An 18,009-nucleotide genomic window follows, 5' to 3' on the forward strand; every position below is an offset into this window, starting at 1 on the left:
TGCACAGACACGGAAACCGAAAGGACTTAGAAATGGCTAAGCTTACCACCGATGAGATCATCGATGCTCTTAAGGAAATGACCCTTCTCGAGGCTTCCGAGCTCGTCAAGGCTATCGAGGACACCTTCGGCGTTTCCGCCGCTGCTCCTGCCGCTGTTGTCACCGCTCCCGCTGCTGGCGCTGCTGAGGCCGAGGAGAAGACCGAGTTTGACGTCGTGCTCGAGGGCTTCGGCGACAACAAGATCCAGGTCATCAAGGCCGTCCGTGAGCTCACCAACCTTGGCCTGAAGGAGGCCAAGGAGGTCGTCGAGGGCGCTCCCAAGGCTGTTCTCGAGGGTGCCAAGAAGGAGGACGCCGAGGCTGCCAAGGAGAAGCTTGAGGCTGCTGGCGCTGCTGTCACCCTCAAGTAATCAGGCTTTCTCGCCAGATTTCTTTGCAGACGGGGTTCGCATTGCGAGCCCCGTCTTTTTTGTTTTTCGGTCCCTCGACATCGGTAGCTCAAACTGCCATGTTCTGTGATTTGCGTCGTATCGGGCACCCTGCCGTTGGGCAATAAAATTGCACCATTCGAGCAATAATTTGCGTTGACCTGCTGAAGAATTGTCTCTGCCTTGTAGCGACATATAGTTCCAGCGGTAAGATGCTTGGGTATCGCAATTTGGTCTGCGGCTGTGTGCCGCACGCATGGGGCGCTTTTGCGCCTGCGAAAGGATCTTTGAATAACATGAAGGCAATCATCCCCGCCGCCGGTCTTGGCACGCGTTTTCTGCCTGGCACCAAGTGCACGCCCAAAGAGATGCTGCCGGTGCTCGACAAGCCCGTCATTCAGTACGTCGTTGAGGAGGCGCTCGACCCCGAGGAGGTCGACGACGCCATCATCGTTACTTCTCCCGGTAAGCCCGAGCTACTGAACTACTTCCAGCCCGATCGCTCGCTCGAGAACCTGCTGCGCGAGCGCGGCAAGAACGCCTATGCCGATGCCGTCGCCCACGCTGGCGGTATGCCGGTCGACTTCCGTTATCAGTACGAGCCCAAGGGCCTCGGCCATGCTATCCGCTCTGCTGCCGACGCCGTGGCAGGGGAGAACTTCCTGGTTCTTCTGGGCGACTACGTTGTGCCTAATCGCGACATCTGCGACAAGATGCTCGCCGTTTCCAAGGAGCACGGTGGAGCTTCGGTTATCGCCGTCGCTGCTTGCTCGCCCGAGGAAGTCAGCCGCTACGGCGTTATCGCCGGTGAGCGCGTCGGTTCGCTCGAAGGCGCCGAGGACGTTGCCGATGCCGAGCCGGGCGCTGTCTGGCGTATCGGCGGTCTGGTTGAGAAGCCCGCTCCCGAGGCTGCTCCGTCCAACCTGTACATTGTCGGTCGCTACTTGCTGAGCCCGCTGGTCATGGACCTGCTGGCAGATCAGCAGGCCGGCAAGGGCGGCGAGATCCAGCTCACCGACGCCATGGCCCGTTCGCTCGACCGCGAGGCCATGTACGCTGTCGTCATCGACCCGCTCTCGGGCTACGACACCGGCACTCCCTCTGGCTGGATGGCCACCAACGCCCTCATGGCTGCAAGCGACCCCCGCTTTGCCAGCGCCTTCTGGGACGCCATTGACGAGCGCGGCGGATTGATGCGCAAGTAAGCCTTCGGGCATCGACATTTACGGGCGCGGACTTCGGTTCGCGCCCGTTTTTTATAAGAGCTGCGATTGCTGGCCCTCTGTTCACAGAAAATATATGAACAGGTGTTCGATATACATGCATCTACCTGCGCATTTTCTGTCGAAAAACTTTGCTACTCCAAAAACTCAATTGCGTCAAGGCTTTTCTTGCCCAACGATCGGTACCTGATAAACTATTAGGTTGCGATAACTGGCGAAGCTATGCCTCGCCAACCCACCGAGCATTTCCGTGAAGGAGGAAAAACCTGGTGACCTACGCATACACTGCCACTGAGCGCAAGCGCGTCAGCTTCGGGAAAATCCCGGAGGCCATGGAGCTCCCCAACCTTATCTCTGTTCAAAGGGAATCCTTTGAGCGTTTTAAGGACGAGGGCCTTCGTGAGGCGTTCAAGGAATCCAGCCCCATCCAGAGCCAGAACCATGTTCTCGAGGTTACCTTCGGCGAGCATCAGTTCGGCGACCCCGCGCACACCGTCGAGGAGTGCCGCGAGAAGGACATGACCTATCAGGCCCCGCTTCTGACCGACGTCCGTCTCACCAACAAGGAGACCGGCGAGATCAAGGAGCAGCTCGTCTTTATGGGCGACTTCCCCATGATGACCGATCAGGGCACCTTCATCATCAACGGTACCGAGCGTATCGTCGTCTCGCAGCTCGTCCGCTCCCCGGGCGTGTACTACAGCTCCGAGATGGATTCGGGCAAGCAGATCTACAAGGCCCAGATCATCCCGTCCCGCGGTGCCTGGCTTGAGTTTGAGGTCGACAAGCGCGACCAGCTCATGGTCTCCATCGACCGTAAGCGCAAGCAGAGCGCCACGATGTTCCTGCGCGCCCTTGGCATCGCCGTCACCAACGACGACATCATCGAGCTGCTCGGCAACTCCGATGTGATCAAGCGCACCCTCGAGCGTGATACCGCCCTCACCCGCGAGGATGCCCTTATCGAGATCTACCGTCGTCTGCGCCCGGGCGAGCCTCCCACCGTGGACGCTTCCCGCAGCCTGCTCGAGGGCCTGCTCTTTAACCCGCAGCGCTACGATCTGGCCCGCGTCGGTCGTTACAAGGTCAACAAGAAGCTCAACCTCACCACCGAGGAAGAGGTCACGGTGCTCACCGACGAGGATATCGTCGCTACGCTGCGCTACCTGCTGTCCCTCGCCGCCGGCGAGCAGGGCTTCAAGGTCGACGACATCGACCACTTTGGCAACCGCCGCATCCGCACCGTCGGCGAGCTCGTCGCCAACCAGTTCCGTATCGGCATGAGCCGTATGGAGCGCGTTGTCCGTGAGCGCATGAGCTCCCAGGACATCGACGAGATCACCCCGCAGTCGCTCATCAACATCCGCCCGATCGTGGCCTCCATCAAGGAGTTCTTCGGTTCCTCGCAGCTCTCGCAGTTCATGGACCAGGCGAACCCCCTGACCGGTCTGACCCACAAGCGCCGTCTGTCCGCACTCGGCCCTGGCGGTCTTGCCGGCCACAAGTCCGGCTCCAGCCGCCGCACCAACGTGCCGACGGCCGTCCGCGACGTTCACAACTCGCACTACAGCCGCATGTGCCCGATCGAGACTCCCGAAGGCCCCAACATCGGCCTGATCGGCTCGCTCGCCCTCTACGCCCGCGTCAACGAGTACGGTTTCATCGAGGCTCCGTTCCGCCGCGTCGAGAACGGCGTTGCCACCGACCAGATCGACTGGATGACCGCTGACGAGGAAGAGAAACACGTCATCGCGCCGGCCAACACGCCGCTCGATCCCAAGACCAACGAGTTCATCACGACCGATGCCGAGGGCAAGCTTGTCCGCCCGCACACCGTGATCGCCCGTACCCGCGACTTCGACGGCTCCTTCGGCGCTCCCGCCGACGTGCCTGTCGAGGACGTCGACTACATGGACGTCTCGCCGCGTCAGATGCTCTCCGTCGCAGCCACGCTGATCCCGTTCCTGGAGCACGACGACGCCAAGCGTACGCTGATGGGCGCCAACATGCAGCGTCAGGCCGTGCCGCTGGTTCACCCTGCCGCTCCCTATGTCGGTACCGGCATGGAGCGTCGCGCCGCTCTGGACTCCGGCGAGGTCACCCTGGCCAAGAACGCCGGCGAGGTCATCTTTGCCGACGCTGCCAAGATCATCGTCAAGCATGCCGGCGGCATGGACGAGTATCACCTGGCCAAGTACCAGCGCTCCAACCAGTCCACCTGCATCAACCACCGTCCGCTCGTGCGCGTCGGTGACACCGTTGAGCAGGGCGAGCCCCTGGCTGACGGTCCTTCGACCGATCATGGCGAGCTCGCACTGGGCCAGAACCTCACCGTGGCATACATGCCGTGGGAAGGCTTCAACTACGAGGACGGTATCGTCGTGTCCGAGCGCCTGGTGGCCGAGGACCTGCTGACGACCATCAACATCACCCGTCACGAGATCGATGCTCGCGACACCAAGCTCGGCCCCGAGGAGATCACCCGCGAGATCCCGAACCTCTCCGAGGACATGCTTGCCAACCTCGACGAGGACGGCATCATCCGCATCGGCGCCGAGGTCGGCCCTGGCGACATCCTGGTCGGCAAGGTCACGCCTAAGGGCGAGAGCGCTCTGACCGCCGAGGAGCGCCTGCTGCGTGCCATCTTCGGTGCCAAGGCCCACGACGTCCGCGACACCTCCCTTAAGATGCCTCACGGCGCTTACGGCCGCGTCATCGATGTCGTCCGCTTTAGCCGCGAGAACGGCGACGACCTGGCCCCCGGCGTCAACGAGCAGGTGCGCGTTTACGTCGCCCAGCGTCGTAAGATCCAGCAGGGCGATAAGATTGCCGGTCGCCACGGCAACAAGGGTGTTATCTGCAACGTTCTGCCGGTCGAGGACATGCCCTACATGGCTGACGGTACCCCGATCGACGTTATCCTCAACCCGCTGGGCGTTCCTTCGCGTATGAACGTCGGCCAGCTGCTCGAGTGCCACCTTGGCTGGGCTGCTGCGTGCGGTTGGGATACCGAGCAGGCCGACTCCGACAAGTACGTCCCCGGTCCGTTCTTCACCGCGACGCCCGTCTTCGACGGCGCCAAGGAGGACGAAATCGCCGAGGTCATCCGTCGTGCCAACAAGAACATGCTCAACAAGGCCACCGCTGCCTTTGGCGATCACATGCGCCCCGAGTTCGTCACCCAGCTTGACGAGCGCGGCAAGACCCGCCTGTTCGACGGCCGCACCGGCGAGGAGTTCCGCGAGCCCATTACCGTGGGTACGTCCTACATCCTCAAGCTCGGCCACATGGTCGACGACAAGATCCACGCCCGTTCGACCGGCCCTTACAGCCTGGTTACCCAGCAGCCTCTGGGCGGCAAGGCTCAGTTCGGCGGCCAGCGCTTCGGCGAGATGGAAGTTTGGGCACTGTACGCGTACGGTGCGTCCAACGTCCTGCAGGAGATCCTGACCGTCAAGTCCGACGATACCGTGGGCCGCGTCAAGACCTACGAGTCCATCGTCAAGGGCGAGAACGTTCCTGTCCCGGGTATCCCCGAGTCCTTCAAGGTTCTCGTCAAGGAGATTCGTTCGCTCGCACTGGACATCGAGCCCATGCACGATGCCGACGAGGACGCCTCCGCCCCTGTGACCGCCGAGGAGACCTCTGCTCTCGACGACCTGGCTGCGCTCGCCGGCGTTGACGCCGACGTCGAGGCCCAGGATGCCGAGACCGACGAGGCGCCCGAGGCTGTCGCCGCCACGACCACTGATAAGGAGTAGTTGACTGTGGCAGATTTCGAAGCTACTGATTTTGACTCGGTAAAGATCTCCCTTGCCTCCGCCGACCAGATCCGTTCCTGGTCGCACGGTGAGGTTAAGAAGCCGGAGACCATCAATTACCGTACCCTCAAGCCCGAGAAGGACGGCCTGTTCTGCGAGAAGATCTTCGGTCCCGCCAAGGACTGGGAGTGCTCCTGCGGCAAGTACAAGGGCATCCGCTTTAAGGGCATCGTCTGCGAGCGCTGCGGCGTCGAGGTCACCTCGGCCAAGGTGCGTCGCGACCGCATGGGCCACATCGAGCTCGCCGCTCCCGTGTCCCACATCTGGTATTTCAAGAGCCCCACGAGCTTCCCGATGAGCCGTATGCTCGACATCAAGTCCAAGGACCTCGAGAAGGTTCTGTACTTTGCCAGCTACATCATCACCGAGGTCGACTACGAGGCTCGCGAGGCCGACGCCGACGACCTGCGCGAGGAGCTCGCCGCCGATCTGGAAGAGATCGATGCCGAGTGCGCCCGCCAGATTGAGTCCCTCAAGGAGCAGGGCAACCCCGAGAACTTTGACGAGTTCTCCGACGAGGAGCCGCTGACCCCCGAGGAGATTGCCTCTGGCATCGTCGACATCGAGGAAGAGTGCAAGGACGAGAAGCAGCTCCGCACGGACGCCTTCAACGCCTTCATGAAGCTCACCGAGCGCGACCTCATCTCTGATGAGCCGCTGTTCCGCGAGATGACCCGTTACTACTCCATGTACTTCAAGGGTGGCATGGGTGCCGAGGCCGTCCGCGACCTGCTCGCTGCCATCGACCTCCCCTCCGAGGCCGAGAAGCTCAAGGCCATCATCGCCGACGAGGACTCCCAGAAGCAGAAGCGCGAGAAGGCCGTCAAGCGCCTCGAGGTCGTTGACGCCTTCCTGAAGGGCGGCAACAGCCCCGCGAACATGATTCTGGACGTCATCCCGGTCATTCCGCCCGATCTGCGCCCGATGGTCCAGCTTGACGGCGGCCGCTTCGCTGCGTCCGACCTCAACGACCTGTATCGTCGCGTGATCAACCGTAACAACCGACTCAAGCGCCTGCTCGACCTGGACGCCCCTGCGATTATCGTGAACAACGAGAAGCGCATGCTCCAGGAGTCCGTGGACGCCCTGTTCGACAACGGCCGTCGTGGTCGCCCGGTCTCTGGTCGTGGCGGTCGCCCGCTCAAGTCGCTCGCCGAGGCCCTCAAGGGCAAGCAGGGTCGTTTCCGTCAGAACCTGCTGGGTAAGCGTGTCGACTACTCCGGCCGTTCGGTTATCGTTACCGACCCCAAGCTGCTGCTGCACCAGTGCGGTCTGCCCAAGACCATGGCGCTGGAGCTCTTCAAGCCCTTCGTCATGAAGCGCCTGGTCGAGCTTGGCAAGGTCGAGAACATCAAGGGCGCCAAGCGCGCTATCGACCGCGGTGCCACCTTTGTGTGGGATATCCTCGAAGAGGTCATCGACGGCCGCGTCGTGCTGCTCAACCGTGCACCGACCCTGCACCGTCTGTCCATCCAGGCCTTTGAGCCGGTGCTGGTCGAGGGCAAGGCTATCCACCTGCACCCGCTGGTCTGCTCGCCCTTCAACGCCGACTTCGACGGCGACCAGATGTCTGTCCACGTGCCGCTGTCCAGCCAGGCTCAGGCCGAGGCTCGCGTGCTCATGCTCTCTGCGAACAACCTGCGCTCGCCGGCATCCGGCAAGCCGGTTAACATCCCCTCGCAGGACATGATCATCGGTGTGTACTACCTCACCCAGGTCCGCGAGGGTCTGCCGGGCGAGAACCACGTGTTCTCGAGCTTCGACGACGCACTGCACGCCTATGACTGCCGCTCCGAGGTCGACATGCAGGCCAAGATCCAGGTCCGCGTGTCCGCTGCCGATGCCAACGTCATCAACGAGGACGGCACCCGTATCTTCCGCGTCAAGAACGGCAAGAACGAGTTCGTCGACTACGATGTCACCGGCAATAAGACCGCTCGCTTCGAGACCTCTATCGGCCGCATCATCTTCAACCGCCAGTGCCTGCCCGAAGACTACGAGTTCATGAACTACAAGATGGTCAAGGGCGACGTGGCCAAGCTGGTTGCCGACTGCTGCGATCGTTACCCCGAGGCCAAGGTCGGCCCGATCCTTGACGCCATCAAGTACTCCGGCTTCCACTACGCTACCCGCGCCGGCCTCACCATCTCGGTGTGGGACGCTCTCATCCCTGCCGAGAAGCAGGAGCTGCTCGACCGCGCCCAGGCCAACGTCGACCAGATCAACGAGTACTTCGAGGAGGGCTTCATCAACGAGACGGAGCGCCACATCGAAGTCGTTAACGAGTGGACCGCTTGTACCGATAAGGTTGCAGCGCTCATGCTCGACATGTTCGACGAGGAGAACCCGCTGTACATGATGGCCGACTCCGGCGCCCGTGGTTCTAAGACCCAGCTGCGTCAGCTCGGCGGCATGCGTGGCCTGATGGCAGACATGTCCGGCGAGACGATCGACCTTCCCATTAAGGCGAACTTCCGCGAGGGTCTGCTGCCGCTCGAGTACTTCATTTCGACCTACGGCGCCCGTAAGGGCCTGGTCGATACCGCATCCCACACCTCGGACTCTGGTTACCTGACCCGTCGTCTTGTCGACGTGGCCCAGGACGTCATCGTCCGCGAGGAGGACTGCGGTACGCACGAGGGCGTCACCTACAACCTCATCATCCCCGGCACCACCGACCTCAACACCGACCTCGTCGGCCGTTGCTTCATTGAGGACGTCGTGGCTCCCGATGGCACCGTGCTCTTTGAGCAGGACGGCTACATCGAGAAGGTCGCCGACATCCAGAAGATGGTCGATGCCGGCCTTAAGAAGGTCAAGCTTCGCGCGCTGCTCACCTGCCGCTCCAAGTACGGCGTGTGCCAGAAGTGCTACGGCTGGGATCTTTCCACCCGTCGTCCGGTCGCCATCGGTACTGCGGTCGGCATTATTGCCGCCCAGTCCATCGGCGAGCCCGGTACGCAGCTTACGATGCGTACCATTCACTCCGGCGGCGTCGCTGGCGTCGACGATATTACGCAGGGTCTGCCTACGGTCAGCCGTATGTTCGATATCGTCGGCAACGTCAACGAGAAGATCCTGGGTCGCGAGGCCGAGCTGGCTCCGTACTCCGGCCACCTCTCGATTAAGCCCGAGAAGTCCGAGTACGTGCTGACGCTCACCGACTCCGAGGATCACACCCGTGTCCTCGACGAGCGCCGCGTCCCCGCTTCGGTGCGCTTTATGCCCGAGATCGAGGACGGCTGCGAGGTTCGCGCCGGCGATCAGATCACCAAGGGCTTCGTCAACTTCCGTAACCTGCGCAAGCTGACCGACATCGAGTCGACGATGCACACCTTCGTCGAGAGCGTTAAGGACGTATACACCAGCCAGGGCGTCGACCTGAACGACAAGCACATCGAGGTGCTCGCACGTCAGATGCTGCGTCGCGTTCAGATTACCAACCCCGGCGACTCCAAGTACCTGCTTGGTCAGTACGTCGACCGCTACGAGTTCGCCGACGAGGTCGAGCGCGTTGCCCGTCTGGGCGGTCAGGCTCCTGTGGCCGAGCCCGTCATCCTGGGTACGCTCAAGGTCGCGTCCAACATCGACTCCTGGCTGTCGAGCGCTTCGTTCATCCGTACCGCCGGCGTCCTTACCGAGGCTGCCATCGAGGGCAAGGTCGACCACCTGCTCGACCTTAAGTCCAACGTCATTGTCGGTAAAAAGATCCCGGCTGGTACTGGCCTCAAGCCGTACGCCAACGCCAAGCTGACGTATCGCACGGCCGACGGCTACGTGGACATCGACGGCCCGGCTTCGCCCAACGCCAAGTCGCTGCCCGAGTGGGCTCCTGTGGAGCTCAAGGACCTGGACGAGCAGCTCCCGCAGCAGCTCGACTGGGCCGGCTACGACGAGTTCGGTGGTGCTGACGGTTCGTTCACCCGCAACGGCCACACCATCTCCGCCGAGAAGGCTCGCCTGTACCTGTTCGACGACCTGGGCGTGTCGCAGCGCTGGACCAACAAGTTCAGCGAGGTCGGCATCGAGACGGTCGGCGACCTGGTCGGCAAGTCCGAGGAAGATCTGCTGCGCATCGATGGTATCGGTGCCAAGGCAATCGAGGAGCTCCGTGACGGCCTCGAGGCCCACGATCTGCTCTACATCCTCGAGAACAACGACGACGTTGCCGATGAGGAAGACCTCTCGCAGTTGCTGCAGATGGTCTTTAGCCCCGACGGTCCGGACGACATCCTGCTGGGCACCTCCGCCGCGCCGACGCATCACGCCGACGCCGACGAGGAGCTCCTGGGCGCCCCGATCGACGACAAGAAGGCTCCCGCCAACGGTGCTATCAACGAGGACATGGCTTCCCTCGACGAGCTGCTCAACCAGCTCGTGGACACCGACGACGCCGAAGAGGCCAAGGACAACGACGAGGAGTAACTAGTTCCGCCGTTCTAGCGAACGGCGGCGATCTCCGTCGCTGCGCGGCCCCCAGAGCTACAATCTGTCATTCAAAAGGCAGGGCATGACCAAAAGGTCAATGCCCTGCCTTTTTCATGCCACCTTGTACGCTCTGGGGGCCGCTCGCTTGCGTATGCTCAACCTGTTGCGTTCCGTCGATCCCTTGCCAATAAGGGGCAGGGTTTTTTTGGTAGGTTATTCCTGCTTGAATTTGAAACATTTCGTTCGGTCAAAGCGTATCTATGGTGAGGGCCTCAGCAAGAAACATCAGCATCACCGGGAGGTGATTATGGAAGAACAAGCATTTAGACAGGCGGTCGAGGATCACCGTGATGTCGTGTTTCGAATCGCATTGACGTATCTGCGCGATCGTGCCGATGCCGACGATGTCGCTCAAGACGTCTTTCTGAAGTTACTCAAAAGCGATGCCCAATTTGAAAGCTGGGAACATCTTCGTCGATGGCTTATTCGGGTCACGATCAATGAATGCAAATCTCTCTTTCGAAAGCCATGGAGGCGTGTGGAGGATATTGAGAACCTGGCCGATTCGCTTTCGACGGCGCAGGAGGAGACCAAGGCGGTCCTGTCAGACGTTATGCGACTTCCGGAACGATTCCGTGTTCCCATCATGCTCTATTACTATCTGGGCTTTTCGACCTCAGAGATTGCCGAGTTATTGCATGTGCCAGCCGCGACTGTTCGAACGCGTTTGGCTCGCGGCAGATCGAAGCTCAAGTTCATCCTAGAGGAGGGCGACCGTGAAATCCAATCAAATCAAGCAGGCCTTCGAGTCCGTCCAAGCCGATAGCGATCTTGCTGACCGTGTTCTTTATGCCGCTGCTGGTGAGCCGCTTCGCCGAAAGGGTCACGCGAAGCCTCTGTATGTTGCCGTGATCGGATGCCTTGCCGGAGTGCTGGCGACCGGAGGGGTCGCCTACGCCGTCGTCAATTCCAGCTATTTTGCCTCTGCCTGGGGAAACCACGGCAACGGGGATTCCATTACCTGGACCAACGGCGGCTCATCGGGAACTAAATATACCTACACCAGAGAGTTTGGCGATGGCATCGCGCCCCAAAGCCTGGAAGGCGCAGTCCAGGAGGTTAATCTGTCCGTCGAGGGCAACGGCTATACGCTTGATATCCATGAGATGGCAATCGACCAAAACGGCTGCGGAGCCGTGACGTTTACGTTGTCCAATCCAAATGGAGTTAACTACTACAAGCCAGCAGCAGAGATTGGCGAACTTGTTCTCTATGGTGAAGAAGAGCAGGGCATCGGCACGCCCGATATGAAGTTCGGCGAGGAATGGCCTGACACACGCAGCACAATTGATAAGGACACATCAAGCGATACTGTCATTAATGGCACGATGTACTTTGCCGCTATGGATCGCGAGCGAGATTTGCAACATGCTGTCACCTGGAATATCCATTGGACCGAGGGTGAAGGTGAGAGTGCGAGGCGGTTTGAGGCGTCGACACCCGAGTTCAATATTGGAGCGTACGTCGATACAAAGGAACTCCGCTCCGGTGACTCGCCTCTTGAGATTAGCCCGTTTTCCATCCAGACGCACATCGATGATTTGGGCTATGAAGCAGTTGATAATAAGCTGACCGTCAGCTACAAGGATGGATCGGAGCAGATTATCGAAGATGACGACGCAGGGGTGTTCAACTTATATTTTTCTTATGGGCGCAATAGCGGAGAGAACATCTGGGTGCCAACGAAGTTGATTGATGTCGATCAAGTTGTCTCGGTAACCCTTGAAATTGTGAGGTATACATCAACAGGGGAGACCGAAACGAAAGAGCCCTTTACCATCGTCTATTCGTAAGATTTGGGGTCGCTTCCTACTAGGGGAAGCGGCCTCTTTTGCGTTAAATGGAAACGCCGCCGATTTCCATGCGACAGATGAGAGCAGATCACCGCTGGAGCGCGACGTTTCCCCAGATAAAACCGACCAAAATAAACCTGTCCCTATTTGGAAGGGAACGTTGCCCCGACAAGCACGTCGGATTCCCGGCCCGGGCGGCCCGCTGTTTAAGTTTGTCGCGAGTTCCGCACGCAAAGGAAAGCACTTAATGTGCTTTCCGTCTTGCGCAGGACTGTAGAGCAGCAAACTTAAACAGCGGGCCGCCCGGGCCGGGAATCCGCCCCCGCGCACAGGAGGGGATTCCTTTTGTGTAGGCTTTGCGGAAATATGGCTATTTTGGGATACGCCCGGCGGCGTGGTCTGTTGACGGCACAGCTAACGCCACGTATCCTATCGAACTGCGTGTTTCGTAGGGGGATGCTGACCCCTCGATTCAAGCCGTTGCACTTTACAGAAAGCTGGAATCATTCGAGAAGGAGTACGCTTTGCCTACTATTAACCAGCTGGTTCGCCAGGGCCGTCGTTCCGTGCCCAAGAAGTCCAAGAACGCTGCTCTGCAGCACAACTCCCAGAAGCGCGGCGTGTGCACCCGCGTCTTCACCACGAGCCCCAAGAAGCCGAACTCGGCTCTTCGTAAGGTTGCCCGTGTTCGCCTTGTCAACGGCATCGAAGTTACTGCTTACATCCCGGGTGAGGGCCACAACCTGCAGGAGCACTCCATCGTGCTCGTCCGCGGCGGTCGTGTCCGTGACCTCCCTGGTGTCCGTTATCACGTCATCCGTGGCGCCTACGACGCTGCTCCGGTCCAGAACCGTATGCAGGCCCGTTCCAAGTACGGTGCTAAGCGCCCCAAGGCTAAATAAGCCAGATAACGTTTTGATACTTTCGCCGTGTGCCGCCTAAGCGCCGCACGGTAGACACTTAAGGAGATTTCACATGCCGCGTCGTGCAGCAGCTAATCGTCGTGAGGTTCAGCCTGACGCCGTTTACAACAACCGCCTGGTGACTCAGCTCATCAACAAGGTCCTTCTTGACGGCAAGAAGGCCACCGCTGAGCGCATCGTTTACACCGCTTTCGAGATCGTTGCCGAGAAGTCCGAGGGTGGCGACGCTCTCGCTACCTTCAAGAAGGCTATGGACAACGTCAAGCCCACGCTCGAGGTTAAGCCCAAGCGTGTCGGTGGCGCTACCTATCAGGTCCCGATGGAGGTCAACTCCCGTCGTTCCACCGCTCTGGGTATCCGCTGGATCGTCAACTTCTCCCGCGCTCGCAAGGAGAAGACCATGGCCGAGCGTCTCGCCAACGAGATCCTCGACGCTTCCAACGGCCTGGGCGCTTCCGTCAAGAAGCGTGAGGACGTCTTCAAGATGGCCGAGGCCAATCGCGCGTTCTCTCACTATCGTTGGTAAGTTAAGGTAAGGAACTAACATGGCTAAGCCTAAGTACAAGCTTTCCGATACCCGTAACATCGGCATCATGGCCCACATCGATGCCGGTAAGACCACCACGACCGAGCGTATTCTTTACTACACCGGTAAGACCCACAAGATCGGTGAGGTCCATGAGGGCGCTGCCACCATGGACTGGATGGTTCAGGAGCAGGAGCGCGGCGTAACCATTACCTCCGCTGCTACCACGTGCTTCTGGAACAAGGACGGTAAGGACTACCGCATCCAGATCATCGACACCCCGGGCCACGTTGACTTCACCGCCGAGGTCGAGCGCTGCCTGCGCGTCCTCGATGGCGCTGTCGCCGTCTTCGACGCCGTTGCCGGCGTTCAGCCCCAGTCTGAGACCGTTTGGCGTCAGGCTTCTACCTTCAACGTCCCCCGCATCGCCTTCATCAACAAGTATGACCGCGTGGGCGCTGACTTCTTCAATGCTATCGAGACCATGAAGGATCGTCTCGATGCTAACGCCGTGGCCGCTCAGGTCCCGATGGGCGCCGAGGACAACTTCTGGGGCGTCATCGACCTGGTCACCATGACTGCATGGGACTTCAAGGCCGACGAGAAGGGTATGACCTACCCCGAGCCGATGGACGAGATCCCGGCTGAGTTTGCCGACATCGCTGCCACCAAGCGCGAGGAGCTCCTTGACGCTGCTGCCAGCTTTGACGACGAGCTCATGGAGAAGATCCTCATGGAGGAGGACTTCACCGTCGAGGAGCTCAAGGCTGCTCTGCGCAAGGGCGTTCTGGCCAACGAGCTCAACCTCGTCTTCGTGGGTTCTGCCTACAAGAACAAGGGCGTCCAGGAGCTGCTCGACGCTGTCGTCGACTACCTGCCCAGCCCGCTCGACGTTGAGGCCGTCACCGGTACCGATCCGGACACCGGTGAGGAGATCCAGCGTCATCCTTCCTTCGACGAGCCCTTCTCCGGCCTGGTCTTCAAGATCATGACCGACCCGTTCGTCGGTAAGCTCACCTACGTCCGCGTTTACTCCGGCCGCGCCGAGTCCGGCTCCTACGTGGTCAACGCTTCCAACGGTCAGCGCGAGCGCCTCGGCCGCATCCTCGAGATGAACGCCGCCGAGCGTATCGACCGTGACGACGCTGCCGCCGGCGACATCGTCGCTTGCGTCGGCTTCAAGAACTCCACCACCGGCGACACTCTGTGCGCCGAGGGCAAGGAGATCGTCCTCGAGAAGATCGAGTTCGCTAAGCCCGTTATCGACGTTGCCATCGAGCCCAAGACCAAGGCCGAGCAGGACAAGATGTCCCTGGCTCTGACCAAGCTCGCCGAGGAGGACCCGACCTTCCAGGTGTCCACCAACCACGAGACCGGCCAGACCATCATCGCCGGCATGGGCGAGCTGCACCTCGAGATCATCGTCGACCGTCTGCTCCGCGAGTTCAAGGTTGACGCTAACGTCGGTAAGCCCCAGGTCGCCTACCGCGAGACCGCTGGTCACGACGTCGAGAAGGCTGAGGGCAAGTTCGTCCGCCAGTCCGGCGGTCGCGGTCAGTACGGCCACGCCGTCATCAAGCTCGAGAAGATGGAGGAGGGCTTCGGCTACGAGTTCGTCAACGCTATCGTCGGCGGCGTCGTGCCCAAGGAGTACATCCCGTCCATCGACAAGGGCATCCAGGAGGCCCTGAACACCGGTGTTATCGCCGGCTTCCCGGTCCTCGACGTTAAGGTCACCCTGTTCGACGGTTCTTACCACGAGGTCGACTCCTCCGAGGCCGCCTTCAAGATCGCCGGTTCCATGGCTATCAAGGACGCCCTCAAGAAGTCCGATCCGCAGCTGCTCGAGCCGATCATGGCTGTCGAGGTCGAGACCCCCGAGCAGTACATGGGCGACGTTATGGGCAACCTCTCCGGTCGCCGCGGCAAGATCGAGGGCATGGAGGATCGCAAGAACAGCAAGCTCATCCGTGCCAAGGTGCCGCTGGGCGAGATGTTCGGTTACGCTACCGACCTTCGCTCCCAGACCCAGGGCCGTGCATCTTACACGATGCAGTTCGACTCTTATGAGCCCGCGCCCAAGTCCATCGTGGACGAGGTCATGAGCAAGAACGCCTAAGTTCGAGCTCCCTGTTACGTAATCCGCGAGAACGTCTCTCGCACTCTTTGGAGGTTTAAGTTGGCTACCCAGAAGATCCGCATTCGCCTCAAGGGCTATGATCACGAGGTCGTCGATCAGTCCGCGAAGCTCATCGTCGAGACCGCTCAGAAGACCGGCGCTCGCGTTTCCGGTCCTGTCCCCCTGCCCACCGAGCGCAACCTGTACACGGTTATCCGCTCGCCGCACGTGAACAAGGACTCCCGTGAGCAGTTCGAGATGCGCACCCACAAGCGCCTCATCGACATCCTCGATCCCACCTCGGGCACTGTTGATTCGCTCATGCGTCTCGACCTCCCCGCTGGCGTCGACATCGACATCAAGCTCTAAGCGATATCGCCCATAGCTTAAAGGGCCCCGCTGCCGTTATGGCAGCGGGGCCCTTTTGTTTTGAGTTTAGATTTTGGGATAGCGAATTCGTCTGCCGAGCCGACGGCTGCGGCGCCCTATTCGCTCAGGGGGCGCAAGGATGCTTCTTCGAAGTGGAAGACGCACAAGCCGCTCTCGGTCTCAATGCATGCTCGGCCGCAATCGTCGACCGTTCTAAATATGCCTCGTGCCAGCTCGTCTCCAGCGGGGGAGCGGGCGATAACGTGCTTCCCGATCCAATTAAGGTGGGCGATATATTCGTCGTGGACGGGCGCGAGCGGACCGGCATCTTCTTCCTTGGCGTTGAGGCGCTCTGCCCAGGCATCTGCAGCGTCTATAACTGCGTGATAGACCTCATCGAGGAGCATGTCGACGGCAGGTACGCTCTCGTTGAGATCCGAGAGACCGATTGCCGGCAGGCCGCCATCGGGCACCTCTTGGGGCGCATAGTTCACATTGACGCCAATGCCGCAGACGGCGAAAGGTTTGCCTTCGTTATCGCGTGCGGCCTCGACCAGAATGCCGCCGAGCTTGCGTCCTCGCGCGACAAGGTCGTTGGGCCATTTAAGGCGAATCTCGTTTGCAAGACCCTGCTTTTCGAGTGCTTCGAGCACCGCTAGGCCGCTGACGGCGGCAAGACCAGAGAACTTTGCAGGATTAACGCATGGGCGCAGGACAAGCGAAAGCAATAAGTTGCCGACGGTTGAGTCCCACTTGTGCCCGCGCCGGCCGCGCCCTGCTGTTTGAGCCCGGGCGGCAAGTCCTGTGCCGTGCGGCGCCCCCTGTTTTCCTGCTTCGAGCAGGTCATCGTTGGTCGATCCGGTTACGTCGACTATCGTTAAACGAGAATCCATAACAGCTGCTACCTCCTAAGTAAATAAGGCAATCGCGCAATGGTGTCGAGAGATAGACACAATGTGAAGCCTTTGTCGCATTTGGACAATTTAATGTTAACACGTCAACAAAGACTGAAATGCGTTATCCTCTCTTGGTCGATGTAAACACGTCAACAACTCAAAGGAGGTTAGTGATGGGTTTCACGATTCTTGGAACAGGCTCGGCGCTTCCTGAGCGCAGCGTTTCCAATGACGAGCTGTCTGAGTTCCTCGATACCTCGGATGAGTGGATTTTTACCCGTACAGGCATCAAGAGCCGCCACGTCTGCACCACCGAGTCACTTGACGACCTTGCCGTAGCGGCGAGCGAGCGGGCACTCCAGGTGTCCGGAATCGACGCGAGCCAGCTGGATCTGATCGTCTGCTCGACGACGACGGGTGACCACCTTGTTCCCGCCGAGGCGTGTGCCGTTGCTGAGCGACTTGGCGCGACGTGCCCTGCCTTCGATGTCTCGGCGGCTTGTGCCGGCTTCGTATTTGCGCTCGATGTCGCCGAGGGCTATATCGCCCGCAGCCGTGCCGAGCGCGTGCTTGTTGTTGCTGCCGAGCAGATGACGCGCGCGCTCGACTGGACCGACCGTGCCACCTGCGTGCTTTTTGGCGATGGGGCAGGCGCCGCAGTGATTGAAGCTGGGGGAGACAACCCCCTTGCCGTTGAGCTTTCGACGGCGCCCGACGTCGAGACGTTGCGCGTTCCCGGTCTGGTCGGTACCTCGCCGTTTAGGGCTTCCGCAGATAGCGCGAGCGTGCTGTCCATGAACGGCCGCCGCGTGTTCAAGTTCGGCGTCAACGCCATCTGCGACACGGTCCATAAGCTTGCGATCGATGCGGGCATTTTGGTCGAAGACATCGATCATTTTGTATTCCATCAGGCTAACGAACGAATCCTGAGCCAGGCGGTCAAGCGCCTGGGCGTGCCGGACGAGCGCGTGGTTCGCACGTTGCGCGAGACCGGCAACATTTCGAGCGCATGCATTCCGCTTGCCCTCGACCGGCTGGCAAACGCCGGTGCACTTCACACAGGCGACACCATCGCCTTGGTTGGATTTGGCGCCGGTCTGGATATAGGTGGCTATCTGCTTCGTTGGAAGTAGTCGCACATAGGAAATAAAAACGCCCCTAGGGCACAAACAAAGGAGAACTACCATGGCAGATCAGAAGACCTTCGAGCGCGTTTGCGACGTTATCCGCGAGACCGCCGGTCTTGACGATGTCGAGATGAAGCCCGAGTCCACGCTCGAGGAGATTGGTCTCGACAGCCTGGGCACCGTCGAGATCCTCGTTGCCGTCGAGGACGAGTTTGGCATTGAGCTCGATACCGAGGAGAACCCCAAGACGGTCGGCGAGTTCGCCGATACGGTCGAGGCGGCATTGGAGAAGTAGA

Annotated in this window: 13 protein-coding genes; 12 read left to right on the plus strand and 1 reads right to left on the minus strand. The window is 60.3% G+C overall.

Annotated elements, in window-relative coordinates; translation table 11 throughout:
• Positions 1-32: 32 nt before the first annotated feature.
• The 10 genes from rplL to rpsJ all read left to right on the plus strand — a co-directional run bounded on the left by rplL (position 33) and on the right by rpsJ (position 15,690).
• Positions 33-410, plus strand: a complete 378-nt coding sequence (gene rplL / locus ABHR63_RS01755) for a 50S ribosomal protein L7/L12 (RefSeq protein WP_346965859.1) — start codon at positions 33-35, stop codon at positions 408-410.
• Between the two features lie 314 nt (positions 411-724).
• Positions 725-1,633 carry a UTP--glucose-1-phosphate uridylyltransferase gene (locus ABHR63_RS01760; RefSeq protein WP_117745808.1) on the plus strand — a complete coding sequence of 303 codons (909 nt, stop codon included), beginning with the start codon at positions 725-727 and terminating at the stop codon, positions 1,631-1,633.
• A gap of 287 nt (positions 1,634-1,920) precedes the next feature.
• On the plus strand, positions 1,921-5,412 hold the full coding sequence (gene rpoB, locus ABHR63_RS01765; RefSeq protein WP_271803438.1) for a DNA-directed RNA polymerase subunit beta: 3,492 nt from the start codon (positions 1,921-1,923) through the stop codon (positions 5,410-5,412).
• A gap of 6 nt (positions 5,413-5,418) precedes the next feature.
• Positions 5,419-9,897 carry a DNA-directed RNA polymerase subunit beta' gene (locus ABHR63_RS01770; protein ID WP_195503394.1) on the plus strand — a complete coding sequence of 1,493 codons (4,479 nt, stop codon included), beginning with the start codon at positions 5,419-5,421 and terminating at the stop codon, positions 9,895-9,897.
• 310 nt (positions 9,898-10,207) lie between these two features.
• Complete coding sequence (locus tag ABHR63_RS01775) at positions 10,208-10,726, plus strand: RNA polymerase sigma factor (protein ID WP_195364297.1); 519 nt, start codon at positions 10,208-10,210, stop codon at positions 10,724-10,726.
• Complete coding sequence (locus tag ABHR63_RS01780) at positions 10,677-11,753, plus strand: DUF4179 domain-containing protein (protein WP_195569127.1); 1,077 nt, start codon at positions 10,677-10,679, stop codon at positions 11,751-11,753. The genes ABHR63_RS01775 and ABHR63_RS01780 overlap by 50 nt, the downstream gene beginning before the upstream one ends.
• A gap of 524 nt (positions 11,754-12,277) precedes the next feature.
• On the plus strand, positions 12,278-12,655 hold the full coding sequence (rpsL, locus tag ABHR63_RS01785; RefSeq protein ID WP_006235012.1) for a 30S ribosomal protein S12: 378 nt from the start codon (positions 12,278-12,280) through the stop codon (positions 12,653-12,655).
• Positions 12,656-12,728: 73 nt separating this feature from the next.
• Entirely contained in the window at positions 12,729-13,202 is a 474-nt protein-coding gene (rpsG, locus tag ABHR63_RS01790; RefSeq protein ID WP_006235013.1) for a 30S ribosomal protein S7, read from the plus strand.
• A 19-nt stretch (positions 13,203-13,221) separates the two neighbouring features.
• Positions 13,222-15,321, plus strand: coding sequence for an elongation factor G (gene fusA, locus ABHR63_RS01795; protein WP_022094183.1), 2,100 nt, complete (start codon positions 13,222-13,224; stop codon positions 15,319-15,321).
• Between the two features lie 60 nt (positions 15,322-15,381).
• Positions 15,382-15,690: a 30S ribosomal protein S10 gene (rpsJ, locus tag ABHR63_RS01800; RefSeq protein ID WP_022094184.1), complete on the plus strand. Its 309-nt coding sequence runs from the start codon at positions 15,382-15,384 to the stop codon at positions 15,688-15,690.
• 116 nt (positions 15,691-15,806) lie between these two features.
• Here the strand turns inward: rpsJ and ABHR63_RS01805 are convergent, their stop codons facing one another.
• The gene (locus tag ABHR63_RS01805) at positions 15,807-16,583 is read right to left on the minus strand and encodes a biotin--[acetyl-CoA-carboxylase] ligase (protein WP_195569149.1); all 777 of its coding nucleotides are present in this window, start codon (positions 16,581-16,583) and stop codon (positions 15,807-15,809) included.
• Positions 16,584-16,759: 176 nt separating this feature from the next.
• On the opposite strand from ABHR63_RS01805, the gene ABHR63_RS01810 reads away from it, so the two are divergent.
• Both ABHR63_RS01810 and ABHR63_RS01815 read left to right on the plus strand, forming a co-directional pair.
• Positions 16,760-17,719 (plus strand): 3-oxoacyl-ACP synthase III family protein, encoded by a 960-nt coding sequence (locus tag ABHR63_RS01810; RefSeq protein WP_117745814.1) that lies wholly within the window; start codon positions 16,760-16,762, stop codon positions 17,717-17,719.
• A 52-nt stretch (positions 17,720-17,771) separates the two neighbouring features.
• Positions 17,772-18,008: an acyl carrier protein gene (locus tag ABHR63_RS01815; protein ID WP_117639573.1), complete on the plus strand. Its 237-nt coding sequence runs from the start codon at positions 17,772-17,774 to the stop codon at positions 18,006-18,008.
• Position 18,009: the final 1 nt, after the last annotated feature.

The organism is Collinsella aerofaciens (assembly GCF_039752775.1).
GTDB lineage: Bacteria > Actinomycetota > Coriobacteriia > Coriobacteriales > Coriobacteriaceae > Collinsella > Collinsella aerofaciens_R.

Excerpts from the sequence above, each read along its gene's own strand:
- fusA (WP_022094183.1), top strand. The coding sequence starts at position 13,222 with ATGGCTAAGCCTAAGTACAAGCTTTCCGATACCCGTAACATCGGCATC.
- ABHR63_RS01805 (WP_195569149.1), bottom strand. The coding sequence starts at position 16,583 with ATGGATTCTCGTTTAACGATAGTCGACGTAACCGGATCGACCAACGAT.
- ABHR63_RS01810 (WP_117745814.1), top strand. The coding sequence starts at position 16,760 with ATGGGTTTCACGATTCTTGGAACAGGCTCGGCGCTTCCTGAGCGCAGC.
- rplL (WP_346965859.1), top strand. The coding sequence starts at position 33 with ATGGCTAAGCTTACCACCGATGAGATCATCGATGCTCTTAAGGAAATG.
- ABHR63_RS01775 (WP_195364297.1), top strand. The coding sequence starts at position 10,208 with ATGGAAGAACAAGCATTTAGACAGGCGGTCGAGGATCACCGTGATGTC.
- ABHR63_RS01815 (WP_117639573.1), top strand. The coding sequence starts at position 17,772 with ATGGCAGATCAGAAGACCTTCGAGCGCGTTTGCGACGTTATCCGCGAG.
- ABHR63_RS01760 (WP_117745808.1), top strand. The coding sequence starts at position 725 with ATGAAGGCAATCATCCCCGCCGCCGGTCTTGGCACGCGTTTTCTGCCT.
- rpsG (WP_006235013.1), top strand. The coding sequence starts at position 12,729 with ATGCCGCGTCGTGCAGCAGCTAATCGTCGTGAGGTTCAGCCTGACGCC.